General features: G+C 38.8%; 18 protein-coding genes. 6 read left to right on the top strand and 12 right to left on the bottom strand.

Translation table 11 applies throughout. The features are described 5' to 3' along the window. Window positions 1-166 precede the first annotated feature (166 nt). Complete coding sequence (locus QE450_RS22500) at window positions 167-796, bottom strand: nitroreductase family protein (protein ID WP_273614643.1); 630 nt, start codon at window positions 794-796, stop codon at window positions 167-169. Between the two features lie 249 nt (window positions 797-1,045). After that, on the bottom strand, window positions 1,046-2,257 hold the full coding sequence (locus tag QE450_RS22495) for an amidase (RefSeq protein ID WP_307302255.1): 1,212 nt from the start codon (window positions 2,255-2,257) through the stop codon (window positions 1,046-1,048). A 200-nt stretch (window positions 2,258-2,457) separates the two neighbouring features. Here QE450_RS22495 and chrS point away from each other — a divergent pair, with 200 nt between their 5' ends. From chrS to chrA, 3 genes are read left to right on the top strand one after another with little or no spacing between them, the layout of a single operon-like run. Further along, window positions 2,458-2,943, top strand: a complete 486-nt coding sequence (gene chrS / locus QE450_RS22490) for a chromate efflux transcriptional regulator ChrS (RefSeq protein WP_273614641.1) — start codon at window positions 2,458-2,460, stop codon at window positions 2,941-2,943. A 3-nt stretch (window positions 2,944-2,946) separates the two neighbouring features. Then, window positions 2,947-3,618 carry a chromate efflux transporter ChrB gene (chrB, locus tag QE450_RS22485; RefSeq protein WP_307302253.1) on the top strand — a complete coding sequence of 224 codons (672 nt, stop codon included), beginning with the start codon at window positions 2,947-2,949 and terminating at the stop codon, window positions 3,616-3,618. Then, window positions 3,618-4,181 carry a chromate efflux transporter ChrA gene (gene chrA / locus QE450_RS22480; RefSeq protein WP_273614639.1) on the top strand — a complete coding sequence of 188 codons (564 nt, stop codon included), beginning with the start codon at window positions 3,618-3,620 and terminating at the stop codon, window positions 4,179-4,181. The genes chrB and chrA overlap by 1 nt, the downstream gene beginning before the upstream one ends. A 47-nt stretch (window positions 4,182-4,228) precedes the next feature. Here chrA and QE450_RS22475 read toward each other — a convergent pair whose 3' ends face one another. The 6 genes from QE450_RS22475 to QE450_RS22450 all read right to left on the bottom strand — a co-directional run bounded on the left by QE450_RS22475 (window position 4,229) and on the right by QE450_RS22450 (window position 7,541). Further along, a complete protein-coding gene (locus QE450_RS22475) occupies window positions 4,229-4,471 on the bottom strand; it encodes a hypothetical protein (protein WP_301263148.1) in 243 nt (80 codons plus the stop codon). 29 nt (window positions 4,472-4,500) lie between these two features. Continuing rightward, complete coding sequence (locus tag QE450_RS22470; protein ID WP_307302249.1) at window positions 4,501-4,701, bottom strand: hypothetical protein; 201 nt, start codon at window positions 4,699-4,701, stop codon at window positions 4,501-4,503. A gap of 40 nt (window positions 4,702-4,741) precedes the next feature. Further along, window positions 4,742-4,918 (bottom strand): hypothetical protein, encoded by a 177-nt coding sequence (locus QE450_RS22465; RefSeq protein ID WP_301263149.1) that lies wholly within the window; start codon window positions 4,916-4,918, stop codon window positions 4,742-4,744. Between the two features lie 154 nt (window positions 4,919-5,072). Next, window positions 5,073-6,263: an S-layer homology domain-containing protein gene (locus QE450_RS22460; RefSeq protein WP_307302246.1), complete on the bottom strand. Its 1,191-nt coding sequence runs from the start codon at window positions 6,261-6,263 to the stop codon at window positions 5,073-5,075. 85 nt (window positions 6,264-6,348) lie between these two features. Then, a complete protein-coding gene (locus QE450_RS22455) occupies window positions 6,349-6,987 on the bottom strand; it encodes a hypothetical protein (RefSeq protein WP_307302244.1) in 639 nt (212 codons plus the stop codon). Then, window positions 6,984-7,541, bottom strand: coding sequence for an RNA polymerase sigma factor (locus QE450_RS22450; RefSeq protein ID WP_274171136.1), 558 nt, complete (start codon window positions 7,539-7,541; stop codon window positions 6,984-6,986). Before QE450_RS22450 ends, QE450_RS22455 begins: the two co-directional genes overlap by 4 nt. 288 nt (window positions 7,542-7,829) lie before the next feature. On the opposite strand from QE450_RS22450, the gene QE450_RS22445 reads away from it, so the two are divergent. Beyond that, the gene (locus tag QE450_RS22445; protein ID WP_307302241.1) at window positions 7,830-9,176 is read left to right on the top strand and encodes an SMP-30/gluconolactonase/LRE family protein; all 1,347 of its coding nucleotides are present in this window, start codon (window positions 7,830-7,832) and stop codon (window positions 9,174-9,176) included. A 121-nt stretch (window positions 9,177-9,297) separates the two neighbouring features. Here QE450_RS22445 and QE450_RS22440 read toward each other — a convergent pair whose 3' ends face one another. Beyond that, entirely contained in the window at window positions 9,298-9,702 is a 405-nt protein-coding gene (locus QE450_RS22440) for a CBS domain-containing protein (RefSeq protein WP_273614634.1), read from the bottom strand. Window positions 9,703-9,907: 205 nt separating this feature from the next. Here QE450_RS22440 and QE450_RS22435 point away from each other — a divergent pair, with 205 nt between their 5' ends. Beyond that, window positions 9,908-10,330 (top strand): Imm63 family immunity protein, encoded by a 423-nt coding sequence (locus QE450_RS22435; protein ID WP_307302239.1) that lies wholly within the window; start codon window positions 9,908-9,910, stop codon window positions 10,328-10,330. Window positions 10,331-10,418: 88 nt separating this feature from the next. Here QE450_RS22435 and QE450_RS22430 read toward each other — a convergent pair whose 3' ends face one another. The 3 genes from QE450_RS22430 to QE450_RS22420 form a co-directional block, all read right to left on the bottom strand. Further along, complete coding sequence (locus tag QE450_RS22430; RefSeq protein WP_273614632.1) at window positions 10,419-10,871, bottom strand: Lrp/AsnC family transcriptional regulator; 453 nt, start codon at window positions 10,869-10,871, stop codon at window positions 10,419-10,421. 240 nt (window positions 10,872-11,111) lie between these two features. Then, a complete protein-coding gene (locus QE450_RS22425; RefSeq protein ID WP_307302236.1) occupies window positions 11,112-14,132 on the bottom strand; it encodes an ATP-binding protein in 3,021 nt (1,006 codons plus the stop codon). Then, a complete protein-coding gene (locus QE450_RS22420) occupies window positions 14,132-14,521 on the bottom strand; it encodes a response regulator transcription factor (protein WP_273614630.1) in 390 nt (129 codons plus the stop codon). The genes QE450_RS22425 and QE450_RS22420 overlap by 1 nt, the downstream gene beginning before the upstream one ends. Before the next feature lie 270 nt (window positions 14,522-14,791). On the opposite strand from QE450_RS22420, the gene QE450_RS22415 reads away from it, so the two are divergent. Beyond that, complete coding sequence (locus QE450_RS22415) at window positions 14,792-15,292, top strand: CcdC family protein (RefSeq protein ID WP_273614629.1); 501 nt, start codon at window positions 14,792-14,794, stop codon at window positions 15,290-15,292. Window positions 15,293-15,334: the final 42 nt, after the last annotated feature.

The raw sequence follows: 15,334 nt of genomic DNA, 5'->3' as shown, positions 1-15,334 counted from the left end.
TCCTATTACATTTCTTTTATGCCCTCTCTTATATTTCGACATATAGCGCCAAAAAGTTCACAGTAGCGAGCCAAATTTAACGCTATTTGGATATTTAATTGATAAATATAGAAAAAGCCTGGCAATCAATCGCCAGGCAGAACATATAAATAGGATTTTTTTTAATTTAGAATGAGTTTTTGATAATAGCTTCACTTAAATCAAAACGTCCAGAAGCATAAGCAGGTTTAGCTGCTTTACCTACACTGATTAAGATGGTAGGAATATAACGAGCCGGTACATTGAAATGTTCTACAAATTTATTTTTATCGAATCCACCCATAGCACAAGTGTCATAACCAAGTGCTTTTGCTGCAAGCATTAAGTTCATCGCTGCAAAAGAAGAATTGATATTCGCGCTATCACGTGCTACTTCTGCACTTTGATAAGCTCCATTAATTTGACCTACTAATGAATCACGAATTTCTTGAGTCATTGCGCCTGCTTCAACAGCTCCATCATAGATTGTTCCTGCATTTTTGTTCGCTTCTAGATCACCTAGAATAGCAACTACAAAAGAACTATCTGCTACTTGAGATTGGTTGTAAGCGATTGGCAACAATTCTTGTTTTTTCGCTTGATCATCAATCACAAGGAATTTCCAGTGTTGTAGGTTCCAAGCAGAAGGAGCATCATTAGCAGCTTGCATAATCGTATCTATATCTTCTTGTGGAATTTGGTATCCTTTTTCGTACGATTTTACAGAATGGCGTTGCTCAATAACCTGAATAGTTTCTGGCTTAATTGCATTAGACATGGGTGTATTCTCCTTTTGGATGGGGGGTTATAAAACATATCAACTAACATAATTTCATTTTTGAATTAAGTAATATTTAGTAACTATCTATATAATTCATTGTTATTGTAATAGATATACTAACAGCTTGTCAACATATGTTAAATAGTATGAAATTGGCTCTTTACTTTAGTAAAATCAAATAAGCTCTCATCCAAAATCTTTTGTAGGATCTAAGGATTTTTGATGTAGAGCTTATACTATATTCAGTTATTTTTGTAGCGTGCCTGTCCAGTCTTTGACCCATTGTAGTAAACGGATATCTTGACCTTTGCCTGCAATAATAGATAAGCCTATAGGTGCTCCTTGTAAAGTAGCTACAGGAATAGTGATCTGTGGCAGACCGGATAGACCAGCAATACACGATAATTGCATCGTTTGAGAACGACGACGTTCATTCGCTTCTCCTTGAATATCCAATGAAGGGGCTGAACTTGTCGCTGTTGGCAAAACAAGTAATTGATGAGTATCTAATAATTGATGCAGACGCTCACTAACTTGCTGTTTGAGAGCAAATGAATGTTGATTCTCTTCTGCACGCAAAGTCGAAGCCCAATCAAACCGATCTGCTATATCTTTGCCAAATACAGGCTGTGCTGTTTGAATCCATTCTTCATGTTCTTGCCAGATCTCTAGCGCTTGAATCGTGCGGAAAGCGGTCATCCATGCAGATAATCCTTCAGGAGCAATTTCTGTCCATGATGTGCGACCGTTAGTGCTTGTCATATGATAGGTGATCTGCTCCAACGATTTTTGCAAAGCCTCACGTGTCTCCGGTTCTGCCAGAGCCCATGCTTCTTCTGGAAAATAAATATGATCAAATGCAGACTGCTCTGCCTCTTCTTCTGAATCATGGATCAATACTTTGCCGACTTCTAATAACACATCGGCAGAATTAGCCATCCATCCCACTGTATCAAACCCCGGTGCAAGTGGAATCACTCCATCAATAGGAACCAGACCATGCGTAGGTCGCATTCCATAAATACCACAATACGACGAAGGAATACGCACCGAACCCCCTGTATCTGTGCCGATAGCGAAATCTCGCAGTCCAGCTGCTACTGCTACAGCAGAACCGCTCGATGATCCTCCTGGAATACGATCTGTCGCTTGTGGATTCGTAGGAGTGCCATAATGTATATTTTGTCCATTCAAACTATACATCAACTCATCGGTATGAGTCGTTCCTTGAAGCATAGCTCCTGCTTCGAGCAATCGCTGGATCGCCGATGCAGTCTGCGTTGCAGGTGAATGAGTACGTAACCAATCTGGATTACCTGCGCTAGAAGTATGACCTGCAAGTGCAAATACATCTTTGACTCCGAACGTCCATCCCGATAATGGCCCTTGTACCGCTAGAGGCGAAGATGAAGTCATCGTCAATTGTTCATTCATAAAGGCATTCCATGTTGATCCCATATCTATTCCTCCTACCGATAACATTTCTGTATATCACTACATCACCGCGTAAGCTTTGTGTAAGTGAATTTTGATTTTTATGTTGAAAACGATTTTTAATCATTATATATTTAAACATATCGTAAATGAAAGAGTTATTTTTTGATCAAAATGAAATAAAATAAACGATAGATATTACATACAAGGAGGCACACTTATTTATGAACCACCACCGTTCTACATCCGATAATCAACCGGTTGATATTGATGAGATCGATCGCAAAATCATTACGATTTTGAATAAAAATGGTCGCATCTCTTATACCGATCTTGCTAAAGATATTGGGTTATCTCGTGTAGCTGTGCAAGCACGAATTAATGCGTTAATCGAAAATGAAGTGATCGAACGATTCACTGCTGTGATTAATCCTGCCAAAATTGGGATTACGGTTTCTGCCTTTTTTAATGTAGAAGTAGAGCCCAAACATCTACAAGAAACGGCTGATCAATTAGCAGAAGAACCTTTTGTAACCAGTCTTTATCATATGACAGGTCCGAGCAAATTGCATATGCATGGATTATTTATGGACAATCAAGAAATGGAATCGTTTCTTAAAGACAAATTATACAATATGCCTGGTATTATGAGCGTGGACTGTCAAGTGTTGATCACCCGTTACAAAAGCCGGATGGGAATGAGGTTGTAATACATGAGTACTCAACCGACAATACCTTCAGAACATAGCTCAACTGCTCCTTCTTATCATAAAGCCACTTATCGTGAATTATCATGGGCCATGGTGCGAACCGGTATTCTTGGTTATGGCGGAGGGCCTTCGGTTATGCCACTGTTCCGCTATGAAGCAGTTACCCGTTATCGCTGGTTAAGTGATGATGAATTCGGCGAAATTCTGGCGCTTGGTAATGCACTTCCCGGGCCGATTGCGACCAAGATGGCGGCATACCTGGGTTATCGTGGCAAAGGAGTCCTAGGCGCTATTCTAGCAGTCATCGCTCATATTCTCCCTTCTTGCCTGGCGATGATCGTCTTGTTATCTGCGGTGTCTTACTTGAGCCATTCCAAAATCATTCAAGGAATGATTGCCGCTGTAGTGCCTGTCATTGCTGTTATGCTAGGTGTTATGGCGTATGAATTTGGTGAGAAAGCTGTAAAAGGGCTAGGAATCAAAGTAGGGATCGGACTGTTTATCGTTGCTTTTATTTTACTGCAACTGTTGAGCGTTCATGCCGCTATAGTGATTGCATTATTTTTAGCATATGGAGCAGTTCATTTCAAATTTGTACAATGGTTAAAAGATCGACGCAATCCACCTAATCCACCTAATCCGCCTGTGAAGAAAACCGAAGGCGGTGAGTCTTAATGCATACATTCACGATTGAATGGGTCGAATGGCTGCGGTTATTCTGGGGATTCTTTCTAGCCAATGTACTCGGTTATGGTGGTGGCCCTGCTTCTATTCCGTTGATGTACAACGAGATTGTCACTCATTATCACTGGTTAGATGATAAGACATTTTCGAATGTGCTGGCACTTGGGAATACACTTCCCGGGCCGATTGCAACCAAAATTGCGGCATTTGTTGGTTATGATGTATCTGGGATAGGCGGTATATTTATTGCATTATTCGCAACGATTGTGCCTTCTGCGGTTGCATTGATTTTACTGCTTAATCTATTGCAAAAATACCGTACTTCTCCTGTAGTCAAAGGATTAACATTACTCGTTCAGCCTGTTATTGCTGTAATGATGGCGGTACTGACATGGCAATTAACCGCAGGTTCTTTTGTCTCGATAGGTATCTGGCAAAGTCTTGGTATTGCTGTCGTCGCCTTCTGGGCGATGCAAATTCGTAAAATCCACCCTGCCTTTGTGATTCTGGCGGCATTTGTCTATGGAGCATTAGTTCTTCCGAATTTTATTTGAATATCAAAAAGGACGGTATAGATTATCTATACCGTCCTTTTTATTAATTACTTTTCTTTAGATGTAATTGACCATATTAGATACACAATTCCTAATATTATAAATAATATAGGAATAATAAGTGAATAAGGTTGAGGAACGTATTCTAATCTAGTCTCAATTAAACTATCTGACATACCACTTACTTTAAACGTAAGTGCTGAAGCTACTAAAAAACGAATTGCATCTTTGAAAATAAACAATAATAAACCTAACGATAGAAAAATAACACCTGCACTACGTTTATTCATTAAGTCCTCCCGTTAAACACAAAATAATATTAATAGTTTGGTAAAGTAGTTGACTCTTTAACTGTATATACTCCATCAGGAAGTTTTGTTGTTTGTTGTTTTTTAGGACCATAAACATTTAAATTTTTACTAACTGAGCTAATTAATGTTGTAGATCCAGTATCGGTAATATTATAAGTATTTGTTGTAAGTGTACCGTAAGAATAAGTCATTATTGGATAAAAATCCATCCAAGCATACTTTCCTTTAGGAATAGATTGAGTTATTGAATCATCTCCACTTTGAGATTGGAGTTATTTTTCCGTCCGTTACTGTGAATGCTTTAACAATTTCTACATTATCCTTATAAGAGTTCGCATGATCTTCAGAATCTGCTTTTACTGGAACTGCTGTTGTCATATCTAATGTTATGCTTATTGCTAATGTAATACCTGCTACTTTCTTCATCAAATTCTCTTCAAAACCATATTTTTCCTTCCATATGTTAACATATAAATATATAGTAAACAATTTTAATTATAATCAACAAAAATATACTTTATTAATATAAAAAAACGACTGTATCTTATCTACAGTCGTTTTTATATACCTATTTATATTATTAATCTGCAATATTGCTGTTATCACTTACTCCGCTGATACTACCTGCTTTGCCTTGTACCGGTGAACCGTCGCCATTACTTGCAAATTGAAAAGCATAGCCGTAATTTGTATTCGCTTTGAATTGTTGCAATTGATCCGCTGTTAGATAGGCACCTACATACGTGTAATCTACTTTTTGCAAATTCCCTTCATATGTCCATGCTTTAGCAAAATCAATATCATAATTCAATCCTTGTAGACGTTTTACTTCTGCTTGTACTTCTTTGCTATTGGTAGCTAAAGGAGTTCCATTTGAGAATAAATCGATCGCTACAAAATACTTCACATCTTGTCCTGCATGTTGATCCAAAGCCATTTTTACTGCTCGAACATATAGTTTTTCTCCGTTAGTTGGTGTGGCATAACTTTCAGATACCATACTTCCATTATTCGGCTGAGTCACAGGATTAGACCCTTTTTCCTCATGTGGTAATACATCAATCGTAGTTTGTTGGCCTTTCATTTTGTCCTGTGCACTTTTATTCAGATAGTCTAATGCATCATAAAGAATAACGGCTGCTTCTGCGCGTGTGATTTCTTTTTGCGGGTACAAGTTTTTGCTGCTATCTAGCTTCACGATACCAAGTGCAATCGCTAATTGAGAGGAATCCAACATAGCAGGATCTAATTTGTCGATATCTTTGATATCCGGTGTAATCACATCAATAGCTGGCATTTTTCCTACTGTTTGTAGGGCTGTCATCACATAATCGATATATTGTTCGCGTGTAATCTTTGTTGTAGGATTAACAGATTTAGGAATATCTACACCGTTTTTATAAGCGTCACGAAAAGCATCGGTATACCATGCATTGTCTTTAACAGATGGGAATACTGTAGATAACTTTTGATTATCTTTCAAAGCAATTACGCCTGTTTTGGCATCTAGTTTGAATCCTTTTACGATAAACTGAATCGCTTGTGCCTGTGTTAAAGAGGATTGCGGAGCAAATGCTGTATCACTTAATCCATTCAGAATGTGTTGGTCATGTAATTTCACAATTTTGTCTTGCCCGTTTACCCCTTTCAAATCTTGAAACGATGATGTTGTAGCAGCAAAAGATACACTTCCTAGCGATATTGATAAAATAGATGCAGATAAGATTGAAGTTACGATTTTTTTGTTCATTTTGTTTGTTTTGTTATTCATGGTAATTCCTCCTCGAATGTTTGAATCATAATGGCTTACACTATAAAAGACGACGTTTAGCAGATCAGGTTATTTTTGATTTCAATTATTTTTTAAAATTTATATGGATACCTTGATCCGCAGATACAGGCGATCCATCTCCATTGGTGGCAAAGTGGAATACATATCCATATTGAGTATTGATAGCAAAGTTTTTCAATTGATCGGCTGTAAAGTAACCAGCGATATACGAATAATTTACTTTTTGTTGATTGCCTTGATATGTCCATGCTGTCGCATAACCAACGTTATAATTCAACGCTGTCAGACGTTCTAACTCGGCTTGAGCTTGTGGACTGTTGTACTCTACAGGGTTCATATTGGCAAATAAATCGATCGCTACAAAATACTTCACATCTTGCCCGGCGTACTTGGTTAATGCTTGTTGTACTCCTGCATCATAGACTTTGCTTCCATTGGCTGGTGCAACCGTACTGCCTGACAAGACATCGCTTGGAACCCCTTCTATATTTTGAATAACAGTTCCAGATGCAGTGTAGATCTGACTTTGTTCATTCCATACACTGGTAGCCATAAAGGCGATAATAACAGCCGCCGCGGCAAAAGCAACAGTGCTAGACCATTTCAGCCAATAGGTAGACTTCGGTTGACGGCGTGCTTCATATCGAGTCAATAACTCATCGTCAATCTGACCGATAGCACGATACAGTTGTTCACTATTCATAGATAGATTCCTTCCTCCATAAGATAAGCTTTGAGTTTGGTACGCGTTCGAAACAGACTGGCTTTGACATTGTTTTCTTTCATAGCAAATTGCTCTGCGATCTCTGCTTGTGACTGACTATACCAATACCTGGCTAAAAATAAATTGCACTCCCGTTCAGGTAACGTATGCAGAAATCGATTGATCGTTTGACTCAAATCTTTTTCCAAAATAGCTTGTTCCACATCATGTTCGGAAGGAATACAATCATCCAGTTCACCTAAAATAATAGTCATTTCGCCACCACGCTTTTGAGCTTTTTTGGCTTTGAATTTATCAAGTGAAAGATTTCTGGTGATTCTGCCTACAAAAAAAGACAGCTTATTCGGTCGTTGCGGAGGGATCGCGTTCCATGTACGAAGCCATGTATCATTGACACATTCTTCCGCATCTTCAGAATCACTTAAAATGTTATAAGAGATCGTATAGCAATATCTTCCGTACTGACGGGAAGATTCGGTTATAGCTGATTCGTTACGTGTCATAAACAGTTCTACAATTTCGTTATCCTCCACCTGTATGCTCTCCTTTGTTATGAATACGCCCTTCACTTATACAGACGATAAATAAAGGGTCAGGTTATTTTTAAATATAAAAAAATATCATTAATTTCTTACCTCTTACAAATGTAATATAATTCCAATCAAAATAAAATTCATTTTGCTAATTGGTATCTGATTGTAGTGGTGCTATTTATATGTAACTATTTTCTTTTTACTGTAAAAAGAAGGATAATTCTGTCTTGTAGCGAATGCTACCGTTAGGCTTACGATGCCAAATTAAAAGTACAGGAGGGATTATTTTTGAAAAAAAGCAAGTCGCTTGGCGTAATTGTTGCTATGACGGGGTGTCTGTTGTTATCGCCATCGACAGGATGGGCAGCAGAAGCAGTGGATTCAGATCTCCAAACGATTATTGAAGGCACAAGCACCAATTGGGATAGCCATTTGATCGGAAAAAGCCTATACAGCCCTTACGCGGTAGTGGCTACTCAGTTGGGCGCTCAAGCCACATGGAATGCTGAAAAAAATGTATTAACATTGACTAAAGGAAATACTACATTCACATTACATGAAGAATCTTCATCTGCTACGACCACCTCACCAGCGCACCATACACTACAGCTTGTAGGGGATAATGTACTGGTTCCTGTACGTGCGGTTTTCGAAGCTTTTGATTACAAAGTGGTCTATACTCCTGCTACTCGCTCTGTAAATATACAATCAGCGTCTACGGAGATCAGCAATCCTAATCCTAGTGTCACTTCAGACACTTACCGATCCGTATCGATTCTGACAGACCTTGATCCAAGCACAGCGACAGGGCTACGGATTGAAGGCGTGATTGCTAATGAAGATAACCAAGTGTTTACTGTTGAAATGGGTAGTAAAAAGTTATATCGCATCGCCGCAGATACCGGACAGATCGATACATTGACTGAACTGCCACGTTCAGGTACAGGTATGGCGTTAGATGCTGAAGGTAATCTGTATATTGCAAGCGGAGGCGAAGAAGGTCTTATTTATAGAATCAATGAAGAAGATTTATCTAGCGCTGCTTTTGATTCATCCAAAGTGGAAACGTATGCGAGTGGTGTGCCCGGAGCGAACGGATTAGCTTTTGATCGTAGTGGTAATCTATATGTTAGTGGCGGAGCGAACGGAGCGATCTACAAAGTATCTTCTAATGGACAAGTAAGTACGTATGCAAGTGGTATCTTGCCTACACGAGAAGAGCAAAAAATCGTAGTGAATGGTATTGCTTTTGGCACTGATGGACAATTATATGTTAGTAATACCAGTTCTGGAGAAGTAAACCGCTTTGCAATCAACAATGATGGTTCTTTAGGTGAGCGCCAACTTGTTGCTCAAAGCCCGCTATTATATGGAGCAGACGGCTTGAACTTTGGCCCTGATGGAGCGATCTATGTAGCGGCTAATGAACGTAATGCTATCGTACGCGTAAGCCTGAATGGACAGGTCAGCGATATCGCTAGCAATAATAACAATGGGCCTTTAGAATTCCCTGCTAGCCTTCATTTTGTAGGAAATACATTATATATTAGTAATTTTGATCAACCACGTGGAGTCAATAATCCGAATGATCCCGGTATCGGCGCTTCGATTGCAACGATTGATTTCAGTCAATAATCTGGTTCTGGATCACATAACAAATACAAGCCTAACTGCTTATTCGATAGGAGCAGTTAGGCTTGTATGATGTTGCACTCGTACATGATATATGGTTATACGATAAGTATCTACAGACTATTTAGTCTGTAATATTGTCATTATAGTATTCAATAATATCTTTACGGCGAATAATGCCGAGGAATATTCCTTTGGTATCTGTCACAGGTACAAAATTCTGATCTGCGGCGAGCGATAACATATCTTCCATTGCGGCTGTAATAATAACACTTTCATTGCGAACATGCTTTTGAATATCATAGACAGGAATCTCACGCATTTTTTCAAAATCAAGATTGCAGGTATTTTTGAGTTTCCATAATAAGTCCCCTTCAGAAAGAGTACCTACATATCGTCCAGATTCATCGATAATCGGCAATGCTGTATAAAAATGACTTTCTAATATTTCTAATGCTTCAAACATCGAGATTGTCGAAGGAATATAAGCGACTTGTTCTTTCGGCAGTAAAAAAGAAGAGATTTGCATCTGCTGTAGACACTCCTTTGGCTATAAATTGTGATGTATATCTATTAAAACATACATATGACTAGATGTGAAAGCGATTGCAGGTTGAGATTTTGTAACTATTTGATGAGATTGAAGCAGTCATTCTGTTTATTTATACTATAATAGACACGACAAAATGACACCCGAGCTATACTCAAGCTCTAGAAATGAGGTTCTTGTTATCATGATCTATCATGCCAATCAAATTATAGAAAAGATCACAGCACTACTTCAGAAAACAATGATCTATGATCAACAGCACCATATGAAATGGGTACGTGCTCCTTTTTTTGATCAAGAGCGATTTGAACTTTCTCCGTATGTTCAGATTACAGACGAAGGATATGTATTACAAATGTACGAACGCAATGTGCAAATGCTCAACAAACTTACGACCGATGTAGATGATGTGGTGTACTGGATTTTGGAAGATACGATTCAACTGATTCTACATACCGATCGATTACAGCGTCAACAGGATTCTTCTTATACAACTACAGATGAAATATCTATTGCAGAACAAGCCAATCAAGCCTTTTCTGAAATAGGTGGAATCTATGAACAATGGCATCATCAACATCGTCGCAGTACATTAGAGACGCCGTAGATACATCATAATCACTACCAGAACAGTGGATAGCACGCAAAAGGATCTTGTCTCTACAAGATCCTTTTTTGGCTAACACCAAACAACGTTAGATCGTTTGCTGATCTTTGCTCATAGTAGGTACAAGAGATTTGTGATCGATAGGAGAAGAAAGTGTGATTAACGTGGTGTATGAACCGTGGCTGGTAATGCAATTTTCGAACGGTTCCAAATCCATAATAGATGAGGTCACCACTTTGATCAAATAATTGTAATCTCCGCTAACTCGATGACATTCTACGATCTGAGCCGTCTCCTGACAAAACTGAACAAACGATATTCCATCATTCGCGCGGAATAAATAATACGCTGTTGTCAATTTGCCAATCTTATCCGGTGCAACTATGGCTCTATATTGCTGAATCACTCCACTCTCTTCCATCCGACGTACTCGTTCCGTTACTGCCGGTTGAGACAGCCCTACTTCTTTCCCTAGTTCGGTCATTGAAATACGTGCTTGGGTTTGTAGACAGAGTAGAATATGTTGATCCACCTGATCCATGAATGTTCACTCCTTTAATTTCAAGGTTATATCGCTAAATAAATTTAAATCATGATGCATTTAAGCGAAATAAATCGGTTGTTATATGTAGTATTGCGATAATATCATATAAAATGAATAGAGTAAATCATAACTATAAATAGCTCATAACAAAAACACCTTCATACTTCAGTCGCTGTAGATCTACTTCATCCTGTTCAGTCGACGTTACAAGCAGAAGGTGTTTGTATCATTTACAGATTACTCTTGAGGCGGGGTATCTTCTTTAATCCAATCCACTTGAATAAAATCTTCATTAAGCTGTAATTCAGCTTCGCCAAGTCCATTTTTTTGCAAAGTTGTTTTGACAGTATCTTCATTTTGCATCGCTACAACCAATCCTGTACTTTTCGTATCACTATGGATTAAGTTCATCCCTAACTCTAACAACCGTTCTACACTAAATGGCTTTTGTAAATAGCGCTCATTCGATGTCTCGGCATAATTGTCCGGTTGATCTAGTGCTGACGAGATAATCACAGGCACATGACGATACGCTTTGTCATTTTTGAGCGCTTGAATAAAGTCCCATCCATTTTGCGAACCATGTAGCTGTACATCGACCAGACACAATAAAGGCGGTTGCTGACTATACTCTAGAGCAAGCAATGCTTCTTCTGCGGTATCCATACGCAAAATTTCGTAATTTTGTTCTTCAAACGTAGCCCCAATCAGTCGAGCTAGATTTTCATCGTCTTCCAGTACCACAATTTTGTCATCCAGCGCACGCAGATGGAATTTGGGCAATTTAATATAGAATGTACTACCTTGACCTAATATAGAATCGAAATACACTTCTCCACCTAAGTCTTCTACAATTTCTTTGACAATCGCAAGCCCTAATCCTGTGCCACCGATCTGACGACGATCTGAATTGTCTACACGATAAAATTTACCAAACATATGAGGCTTGGATTCTTCCGGTATACCCAGACCATAATCTTGTACTGCCGCAATCCAGTGCGTATCTCCATCCACTAAGCGAACATCGACACGTTCTTGCCCAGGTGAATACTTAATCGCATTACTAATCAAATTATGCATAACCTGTGTAATCCGATCACTATCTGCGCGTACCAGACACACCCCTTCAGGTACATCAATTCCAATCGTATATCCTTGTTTGTTATCCCATTGTTTGGCTACACTTTGCACAATCGGATTCAGATCAAATGGAACCAGTGTGTAATTTTGCTTGCCTGATTCCATCCGTTGGAGATCCAGAAAATCACTGATTAGATTGGATAAGCGATTAGCTTCTCCATGTATTGTTTCCATATATTTTTTCGCTTTTTCCGGTTTGACTTCACGATGAAGTAGTATCTCTACAAATCCTAAAATACTTGCCAATGGAGTCCGTAGTTCATGCGAGACAATACTTACAAATTCATTTTTCAATTGATCCGCTTGTTCTTCTTCCGTACGGTCACGGAATACAAATAGATGATAATTTTCTAAATTCATACCTTTGATCATATTCATATACATTTCCATATAATAAATAGATCCGTCACGTCCTTGGAGAGAGAACTGTGTTTTCCACTCTTTGCTTTCTTCGGTCAGCAACTGCTGAATCTGCTCGCTCAACATTGTGTGTTCTACTGTATGATGATCCAGATATTCTGTAAGTGAGGTAATATTAGCGCCTGTGATTAGTTCTGGATTCACACGACTTACCTGTTGATTGCAAAATGAAATCGTCCCTTGTGGATCGCAAAGTACCAAGCCTTCATGCAGAGAATCGATGATTTGCTGAATCGTATCCCGTTGTTGCTTAAGCATCCGTTTTTCCAGTTCCAATTCTACATTGAGTTCTTCCAGACGAACACTTTGCTTGCGCCGCTCTTCACTTGCAAGTTGCGCTTGATATGCCAGACCAAATTGTCCGATTAATCCTTCTGTCATCAATTTATCTTTGATATGCACCATCAGACTACCGTACGTTGTAAATAGAACAAAACCGAGCACATTCATTTCTTCATTAAAAATAGGATAGTAATGATCGTCTGCACGTTCATATCCTTGATGAACTCCTTTTTCTTCGGTGCTGAGAGTACGGCTACGGACAATAGGAGTCTTTTCTTCTAATACTTGTAATGCGGGCCCAAATAAATGATCAATAGCTTCTCCATGTATCGTATGTGGCCATCCAATCGAATACATCATACGTGACGAAGCAGGATTGCCGATCTCATCTTGAATAACCAGCATTAGAGCATCATGACGTGTCGCTTGCATCAATGCCCGCAGACTGCTTTCTAAAAAGTCATTCATCTGCGCAAAACCCGTTAGTTTTTCTTGATACGAATTGATCCATTGTAACTGTGTCTCACGCTCGGTCAACCGTTCCAAGATCGTTTCCTGCTCTTGTTGTTGCATCATAATTTCTTCATTCTGTGCTTCCAACTCGTCGTGTTGTTCTCCCATTTGACGCAGACTTTCTTCCAGTTCTTGATGGCGTTCTTTCAACTGATCACTCATATGATTAATACCAGCAACAAGCCCACCAATCTCGTCCTGCGAAAAGGTATTTTCTAAATGAATATATTCCCCTTTACTTATTCGCTCTACTGCTTGCTCCATCTGGGCGATTGGATGAATAATCGATTTGCGTAAATAACGAATCAATATAACAGCAGTTCCCAGTCCTAACAAAATTAACACCAACGGTACAAATAGGATCAAAGAATTGATACGTTTACTTTTGGCAATCAGATCGTTTACTTCTTGGCGTTCAATCTGCATTAACCGATCTAATTCGCTATTGACCGATTGCACCAGAGAAGTAGTGATCGTCTGTGAAATACGATTGATTTCAGTTTGATTATTTTGCTGTTTGAGTGCTTGCATCACCGGAAAATAGCTAAAATATTCTGTGCTTTTGCGTGATAATTCATCCAGACGTGAATCTTCGGTCTGAGCTTTTTTAAATGTATCCAAACGCTTTACAAATTCATCGCGACTTGTCTCGGCTTCCAATAAAAATTCATTGCGATCATAAGCCAGATATGCCCGAAAATCAGAAACTGCTGTACGATAATCTTCATCCATATCTTGAATCTGATTTTGCTGATTAAGATGTGTATTAATATCATTGGTAATATCTGCGGTCTGTTGCTTAAAAAACCACTCAACCGCAAAAATGATAATACCAAACACCAAAAAAAGAACAATCGTCCATAAAGCGACCCGGCGTGCCAGACCCCCGCGGGCTGGATTCATTATTCATCGCCTCCACTGGCTGACAGTAATTCTTCGGCTGCATCCATCAATTGCAGCGGGCTAAATGGCTTGGACATATAAAGAGATACTCCTGCTTGCTCCGCACGAATCCGATCTTTCTCCTGTGCTTTGGCTGTCAGTAAAATAACAGGCTTTTTCGCATTGACTCCGCCACTTTGACGTAACCATTCGCAGACTTCAATCCCTGTAGCTTCAGGCATCATATAATCCAAAATAACAAGGTCAAAAGGGTGACTGGATAGCTTGTCTTGAGCTTGCTTACCATCTTCTGCTTCGATCACATTGTACCCTTCATCTTCCAACGTTTCTTGTAGCAAAAATCGTAAAGCTGGTTCATCTTCTGCGATTAAAATTTGATATGTTGTCATTTCACTGTATTCCCCTTTGTTGTAACAGATTATCGAACATGATACAGATCTGCCGAGCGAGTATACTTTGATTTATCTTCTCTACATTTTACTATATTTTACTATTTCGACAAAACAGCTTTTTATTGTTGTAGGTCTTTCACACTATAAGTAAAATTTTAACAAAATAGACCACTTTACAGACTTTGATAACAACGATCACGACTGGTAATATGATATAATGAAAGCGTAATTCCATTTTAATTGCAGAAGAGGGGTTTGACCTTTATTATGCTACAATTTAGTCCCTCATTTTTACAGATCGGATCAACTGTAGGTCTGTTAGTGATTGCGATAACCGCTATTCTGGTACGTTCTCGTACTAATCACAGACCGGTCAATGCCAAAAAAATTCTGATCCCGCCTATGGGAATGAGTACTGGTTTTTTTATGTTTGTTGTGGCTGATTTTCGGGTGTCCTGGATATGGGCTTTAGGTGCTTTTTTAGCCGGATGGTTTATTTTTTCGTATCCGTTAATTCGCGGTACCAAGTTTGAACGATCGGGTACAGATATCGTTGTGCAACGCTCCAAAAGTTTTCTGTTTATTTTAATTGGTCTATTGATGATCCGTTTACTGTTACACCGATTTATTGAACAGTATATTTCGATTCCACAAACAGCAGGCGTATTTTTTATTCTGGCTTTTGGCACACTATTACATTGGAGAATATCGATGTACCGTCAATATCGCAAAATGACATCAGATTCTGCTATTCCGTTGTCTAAATAATCTATATCAACACATAAAAAACCGACTTCTACAAAATAGAAG

This window comes from Paenibacillus sp. SORGH_AS_0306 (genome assembly GCF_030819345.1).
In the GTDB taxonomy this organism is placed as follows: Bacteria; Bacillota; Bacilli; order Paenibacillales; family Paenibacillaceae; genus Saccharibacillus; species Saccharibacillus kyungheensis.
The sequence above is the reverse complement of the archived record's forward strand: the minus strand, read 5'-3'. Positions and strand labels throughout refer to the sequence as shown.

Excerpts from the sequence above, each read along its gene's own strand:
- QE450_RS22475 (WP_301263148.1), bottom strand. The coding sequence starts at position 4,471 with ATGAATAAACGTAGTGCAGGTGTTATTTTTCTATCGTTAGGTTTATTA.
- QE450_RS22420 (WP_273614630.1), bottom strand. The coding sequence starts at position 14,521 with ATGACAACATATCAAATTTTAATCGCAGAAGATGAACCAGCTTTACGA.
- chrS (WP_273614641.1), top strand. The coding sequence starts at position 2,458 with ATGAACCACCACCGTTCTACATCCGATAATCAACCGGTTGATATTGAT.
- QE450_RS22470 (WP_307302249.1), bottom strand. The coding sequence starts at position 4,701 with ATGGATTTTTATCCAATAATGACTTATTCTTACGGTACACTTACAACA.
- QE450_RS22455 (WP_307302244.1), bottom strand. The coding sequence starts at position 6,987 with ATGAATAGTGAACAACTGTATCGTGCTATCGGTCAGATTGACGATGAG.
- QE450_RS22435 (WP_307302239.1), top strand. The coding sequence starts at position 9,908 with ATGATCTATCATGCCAATCAAATTATAGAAAAGATCACAGCACTACTT.
- QE450_RS22495 (WP_307302255.1), bottom strand. The coding sequence starts at position 2,257 with ATGGGATCAACATGGAATGCCTTTATGAATGAACAATTGACGATGACT.
- QE450_RS22500 (WP_273614643.1), bottom strand. The coding sequence starts at position 796 with ATGTCTAATGCAATTAAGCCAGAAACTATTCAGGTTATTGAGCAACGC.
- chrB (WP_307302253.1), top strand. The coding sequence starts at position 2,947 with ATGAGTACTCAACCGACAATACCTTCAGAACATAGCTCAACTGCTCCT.
- QE450_RS22465 (WP_301263149.1), bottom strand. The coding sequence starts at position 4,918 with ATGAAGAAAGTAGCAGGTATTACATTAGCAATAAGCATAACATTAGAT.
- chrA (WP_273614639.1), top strand. The coding sequence starts at position 3,618 with ATGCATACATTCACGATTGAATGGGTCGAATGGCTGCGGTTATTCTGG.
- QE450_RS22425 (WP_307302236.1), bottom strand. The coding sequence starts at position 14,132 with ATGAATCCAGCCCGCGGGGGTCTGGCACGCCGGGTCGCTTTATGGACG.
- QE450_RS22440 (WP_273614634.1), bottom strand. The coding sequence starts at position 9,702 with ATGCAAATCTCTTCTTTTTTACTGCCGAAAGAACAAGTCGCTTATATT.
- QE450_RS22415 (WP_273614629.1), top strand. The coding sequence starts at position 14,792 with ATGCTACAATTTAGTCCCTCATTTTTACAGATCGGATCAACTGTAGGT.
- QE450_RS22460 (WP_307302246.1), bottom strand. The coding sequence starts at position 6,263 with ATGAATAACAAAACAAACAAAATGAACAAAAAAATCGTAACTTCAATC.
- QE450_RS22430 (WP_273614632.1), bottom strand. The coding sequence starts at position 10,871 with ATGGATCAGGTGGATCAACATATTCTACTCTGTCTACAAACCCAAGCA.